This window comes from bacterium, from assembly GCA_026708015.1.
Classification (GTDB): domain Bacteria; phylum Actinomycetota; class Acidimicrobiia; order Acidimicrobiales; family Bin134; genus Poriferisocius.
In genome coordinates this window covers 1-4,581 of the sequence record JAPOVT010000006.1, presented here as the reverse complement: position 1 = coordinate 4,581, position 4,581 = coordinate 1, and the positions used below count along the sequence as shown (strand labels likewise).

The window sequence follows — 4,581 nt, the reverse complement described above, 5'->3', positions numbered from 1 at the left end:
TTATTTTTTTGTTTTGTTGTGTTTTTGCCGCGGTTCTTGTTTCTGCTCCCGCTCTCCGCTCGGTGGTCTTGTTGGCGGGGCGGCCCCCCCCCCCCCCGCCGCGCCCCCCCCGGGGCGCGCCCCCCCCCCCCCCCCCCCGCCCCTATCGCTCACGCCTGCAAGCTACCCGGAAGCAGTGACAGTTTTGGAAACTAACTGTTGGCTCTCTGGCTAGCTGGCCTCAGATCCCGGGTCTGTCGATGATTCTTCGGGTTCTATGCGGATATTGCGCCGATGGGCAGGCCCTTGGGGTACGAGATTCTCAGAATCGCTATAGAAGGCGTGTTCTTCTTCCGGGGTCACAGCAGAACCTTAGGTCGGGACGAGACAGATTGGCGTGGTTTGCCAGGGTTGGAACAGCCGGGTTGGGTGGGCCCATAATTGGTCCCACCCAACCCTCAAGTTGTCTGCTACCAGGAGCTTCGCTAGTAGCGAGAGGCCTGCCTGGAGCGTACGGCTCAAGTGTCGCACATTCAGTCGACTGAAGAGTTCCCTTTTGGTGATTCGATCGTCGGTTTCACGGCAACAGCTCGCTGAGCCTTCGCCAACGAACCCCTCGCAGATTCACGCCCTCTTGTGCCCATCTAGGGATATTGCGGTCGTAACCGACCCAAATGGGAGCGCCGTAGTAGCTCGCCGAACCGACGTATTGGGCGCTGAATTGGTTGAGGCGAATGCCGAGTCGTTCGGCTTCGGCATGTGCAGCTTCGATTTCTGATCTTACAACCGTCAGATTGACTACGCCGAATAGGCGACGGGCAGGGCCCAACAACAAGGCGAGATCACCTGGGCTGAGCGTCCCAAGACTTCGGGTGATCTTTCCTCGTCCGAGAGCCGCTCCCTCTTGTGCCCTCTGCGCACTTCTGCGGAGTCTTGTAATGGCTGCTGGGACCGTCATCAAAGGCTGATCCGTGAGCTCGTTCGGCAGCCTTCCCGCAACTGCGGCTATGACGATCCACTCGTTCCCAATGATCACCGGCCTACCCCATTAGGGGAAGGCCAAGTTGGGGTCCTCCTCGCCGATTTCTTGGAAGATGGCCCACAGGTCGTCTCCTTCGAGCAGCTCAGTCAAGGCCCGACGACCTTCGGGCGATAAGCGCGGGTCTCCTTCACCTGGCCCGCGATCCGGGACACCGTCACAACTGAATTCGACGGCAGGGGCATCCTCGCAGTGCCGGGGATCAGCCCCTACCTGTTCAACTGAACGATGAACCATGAAGTGACTTTACCGACCGTCTGGCTCGAATACTCCCAAGCTTCCGATGAAGGAGCGCTCTATTGCCGCTGGCGGACGGAGGCGGGGGTGAGGGCGGAGGCTTTGGGGACGCCGAGGAGGGCGAGGGTGCGGTTGAGGTCTTCGGTGAATTGGTCGATGAGGTGGTCGACGCCGGGTTCGCCGGCGGCGGCGAGGGCGTAGAGGTAGGGGCGGCCGAACGTCACCGCGTCGGCGCCGAGGGCCAGGGCCATGGCGACGTGGCTTCCCCGGCGCACGCCGCCGTCGCAGATGACGTCGATATCGCCGCCTACGGCGTCGGCGACCTGCGGCACCAACTCCAGGATGGGCGGTGCGCCGTCGAGCTGGCGGCCGCCGTGGTTGGACAGGATGATTCCGTCCACGCCCTGATCTGCCACCACTTGGGCATCGGCCACCGATTGCACGCCCTTGAGCACCAGCTTGCGGTCCCAGCGCTCCCGCAGCCAGTCCAAGTCGTCCCACGACAGCGCCTGGTTGAACTGGTTGTGGGCGAATTCAGCCAGGCCCAGCGCAGAGCTGCCGTCGTAACCCTGAACCCCGGTCAAGTTGGCGAAGGTGATCGGGTCGGACCGCAGCAGCGACCACGTCCATCCTGGTCGCCGCAAGCCGTCCAGCACCGTGTCGGGTCCCAATGTGGGCGGCAGGGTGAAGCCCCGGCGAACGTCTCGCTCCCGGCGACCGAATACCGGGGTATCCACCGCCACCAGCAGCGCCTCGTAGTCGCAGACGGCCGCCCGCTGGAGCCACTCGGCCACCAACCCCCGGTCACGCCAGAAGTAGAGCTGGAACCACAGCGGGCCGTCGCTCACCTCTCTTATTTCTTCGATCGAGCGGGTGCTCAGGGTAGAAAGCGAATAGGCAATCCCTTTGCGGGCGGCAGCCCGGGCCACGGCCAGTTCCCCGTCGGGGCACACGATGCGGGTGAACCCGGTGGGCGCCAGCGCGAACGGCACTGGATGGCGCCGGCCCAGCAATTCCACTGAGGTGTCCAGCGCCGACACGTCCCGCAGCACCCGGGGGGCGAACTCCCATTGATCGAACGCGGCGGCGTTGCGCTCCATAGACAGCTCATCCTCAGCCGCCCCATCGATGTAGTCGAACACTCCCGCCGGGAGCCGCCGCCGGGCCAGTTCCCGCAGGTCGGCCACCGACGCCGCCCGGCTCAACCGCCGCTTGGCCCGGTTCGGCTCAAAGCGCCGAAACCGCGCCACCGACCGCAGCGTCCGAATCATGCCCACGTCACTGATTCAACTACATCGCGCCGCAGACCATTGCCTGGGTTCTCAAACCCCGACCAGACTCTTCAAGCGACCTTGGTGAGGCGCCGCAACTCCCAACAAGCGGCGCCGAAACTCCAGCCCGGCATTGACCGCTGCGATCACGTGGCTTTCCCAGTGCTCAACTTGCTCGCCCAAGCTCTCGCTGAACCAGCGGTATACCTCATCGGACCACCACATGCGATTTCGGCGTCTTGGGTCGGTGACGGGCGGCGGAAACCCACCTGGACCTCTCTTTCCCGCAATCAGCAGCCGCACGCTCTCACGAGTGCGCCCAGTACGAGTCGCGATATCAGACATGGATAGCAGCCCGATATCAGCCAGTCGGACAACCTTGACCCCTGCAACAGATTCCACATCAGCGATGGCTGAGAAGACAGCCTCTTCGAACGTGTCAGCCTCCCGTCCAAAATCGAGGTATTGGGTGCAATCGGTTCGCCCGATGAGCGCGTCGTCACACCCTGCTTCGAACAGCGCGTCAAACAGCTCATCGTCCTGCAAATCAGGACCCTCCACAATCATGGTGAACTCATGCAGCGGCATTTCAGATCCTCGCTCTCTCTAGCTGTGTCCGCACCGACCTACTTCCCGCCGGAGATGGCGAGCAAAGTTCCCTGGGTTCTTAGGCGTCGACCAGATGGAAACCTGGCAACCCGACCGGCTGGCCTCCACACAGCGCATGACACCCCAACGATGACCTGACGATGTATCCACAACTGTCCATCCAGCCTTCTCTGCCTCGACGAGCACAGCTTCCACCTCCTTGTTGGGGTGTCGGCTTCTCGCCATGTTGACAATATACAACGCTGTTGTTCTATGTCAACACTCTGGCCTAGGACCAGCGCGGCGGCCGGCCAGCCTCCGGGACCGACATTTGTGGGAATATGGCCCGCAGTGGACTCCGACTACTGGGGGGACGGCTACGTCTTCCGGCGCCAGCTGGTGCCCGAAGAGATGATCGACACCCTCAACCAGCGCTTCGCCGACATCGCCGACGCCACCATTGCCCAAGCCCCCAACATGCAGATAGCCCGCAACGTGGAGGTGGCCAAGGGATTTGTCACCCCCCGCACTCCGGCCCACGGCATCGCCAAGGTGAACTTCGTGAATGGTGACCCGGTGTTGTCCCGCTATGCCCGCTACGAGCCCATTATCGACCAGGTGGAAGAGCTCATCGGCGACGATCTGATCGCCTTGAACAGCATGTACCTGAACAAGCCCACCGATGTCGACGGCCGCCACCCCCTTCACCAAGATCTGCTCTACTTCCCCCTCCGTCCCGCCGACCGCATCGTCGGGGTGTGGACGGCGCTCGACACGATAACCCGGGAAAACGGCTGCCTGGTGGTGTTGCCCGGCACTCACACCGGCGAACTCCTCGAGCACGACTACCCCGATTGGGAGCACAAGAACTTCCTCTTCTTCGGGGCCAAGGGCATCGACGTCGACCAGCGGGTCCACCTGGAGATGGACCCCGGCGACACCTTGTTCTTCCATCCCCTGCTGGTCCACGGCTCCGGCTACAACCGCACCGACGACCTACGCCGGGCCATCGCCGTCCACTACGCCAGCTCCCACTGCGAAGACATCTGGCACGGTGAAACCAAGACCATCGGCGACTTCGACCCCCGCCTCGACATCCGCCTAGTTAGAGGCCAAGACCCCAACCAATACGCCCACTCCCCCCTCTCCTGAATGGGAAGGGTGGCGCACAAGACATAGGCGGGGCGGTGGGCCACGCAATGGGTCGTCGCAGGGGTGGCTCCGCCCCCTCTTCATTAGGGATGGGAAACTACATACGCAATCGCCTAACCACTTGTCAAGTTGCATGCTCAGCCAGAAATACGTTACCGCCGTCCCTACCTCAACGCCTGTCTCCCAGACCCCTTTTCCTAGTTTCGTTGGGAGTTTCGCCATATGCCTCGGAAAAGCTGCGGGAGAAATGAGCCGAAGTCGGGTCTGTCAGGAATTTTGTGTATCGGGCGTGATCTGAGGGTCCGCGGCCGGGTG

The 4,581-nt window shown here is 62.5% G+C and carries 5 protein-coding genes; 1 reads left to right on the top strand and 4 read right to left on the bottom strand.

The window, feature by feature from the left end; all coding sequences use genetic code 11:
* Window positions 1-1,027: 1,027 nt before the first annotated feature.
* The 4 genes from OXG30_01955 to OXG30_01940 are packed head-to-tail and all read right to left on the bottom strand — an operon-like array spanning window position 1,028 to window position 3,360.
* Window positions 1,028-1,255 (bottom strand): hypothetical protein, encoded by a 228-nt coding sequence (locus OXG30_01955; protein MCY4133665.1) that lies wholly within the window; start codon window positions 1,253-1,255, stop codon window positions 1,028-1,030.
* A gap of 59 nt (window positions 1,256-1,314) precedes the next feature.
* Window positions 1,315-2,526, bottom strand: a complete 1,212-nt coding sequence (locus tag OXG30_01950) for an alpha-hydroxy acid oxidase (GenBank protein MCY4133664.1) — start codon at window positions 2,524-2,526, stop codon at window positions 1,315-1,317.
* Window positions 2,527-2,577: 51 nt separating this feature from the next.
* Window positions 2,578-3,114, bottom strand: a complete 537-nt coding sequence (locus tag OXG30_01945; GenBank protein ID MCY4133663.1) for a hypothetical protein — start codon at window positions 3,112-3,114, stop codon at window positions 2,578-2,580.
* A gap of 18 nt (window positions 3,115-3,132) precedes the next feature.
* A complete protein-coding gene (locus OXG30_01940) occupies window positions 3,133-3,360 on the bottom strand; it encodes a hypothetical protein (GenBank protein MCY4133662.1) in 228 nt (75 codons plus the stop codon).
* Window positions 3,361-3,387: 27 nt separating this feature from the next.
* On the opposite strand from OXG30_01940, the gene OXG30_01935 reads away from it, so the two are divergent.
* Complete coding sequence (locus tag OXG30_01935) at window positions 3,388-4,266, top strand: phytanoyl-CoA dioxygenase family protein (GenBank protein MCY4133661.1); 879 nt, start codon at window positions 3,388-3,390, stop codon at window positions 4,264-4,266.
* The last annotated feature ends 315 nt before the right edge of the window (window positions 4,267-4,581 follow it).

Bases quoted from the DNA above. Each gene is read 5' to 3' on its own strand.
- OXG30_01940 (MCY4133662.1), bottom strand. From the start codon at position 3,360: ATGGCGAGAAGCCGACACCCCAACAAGGAGGTGGAAGCTGTGCTCGTC.
- OXG30_01935 (MCY4133661.1), top strand. From the start codon at position 3,388: ATGTCAACACTCTGGCCTAGGACCAGCGCGGCGGCCGGCCAGCCTCCG.
- OXG30_01950 (MCY4133664.1), bottom strand. From the start codon at position 2,526: ATGATTCGGACGCTGCGGTCGGTGGCGCGGTTTCGGCGCTTTGAGCCG.
- OXG30_01945 (MCY4133663.1), bottom strand. From the start codon at position 3,114: ATGCCGCTGCATGAGTTCACCATGATTGTGGAGGGTCCTGATTTGCAG.
- OXG30_01955 (MCY4133665.1), bottom strand. From the start codon at position 1,255: ATGGTTCATCGTTCAGTTGAACAGGTAGGGGCTGATCCCCGGCACTGC.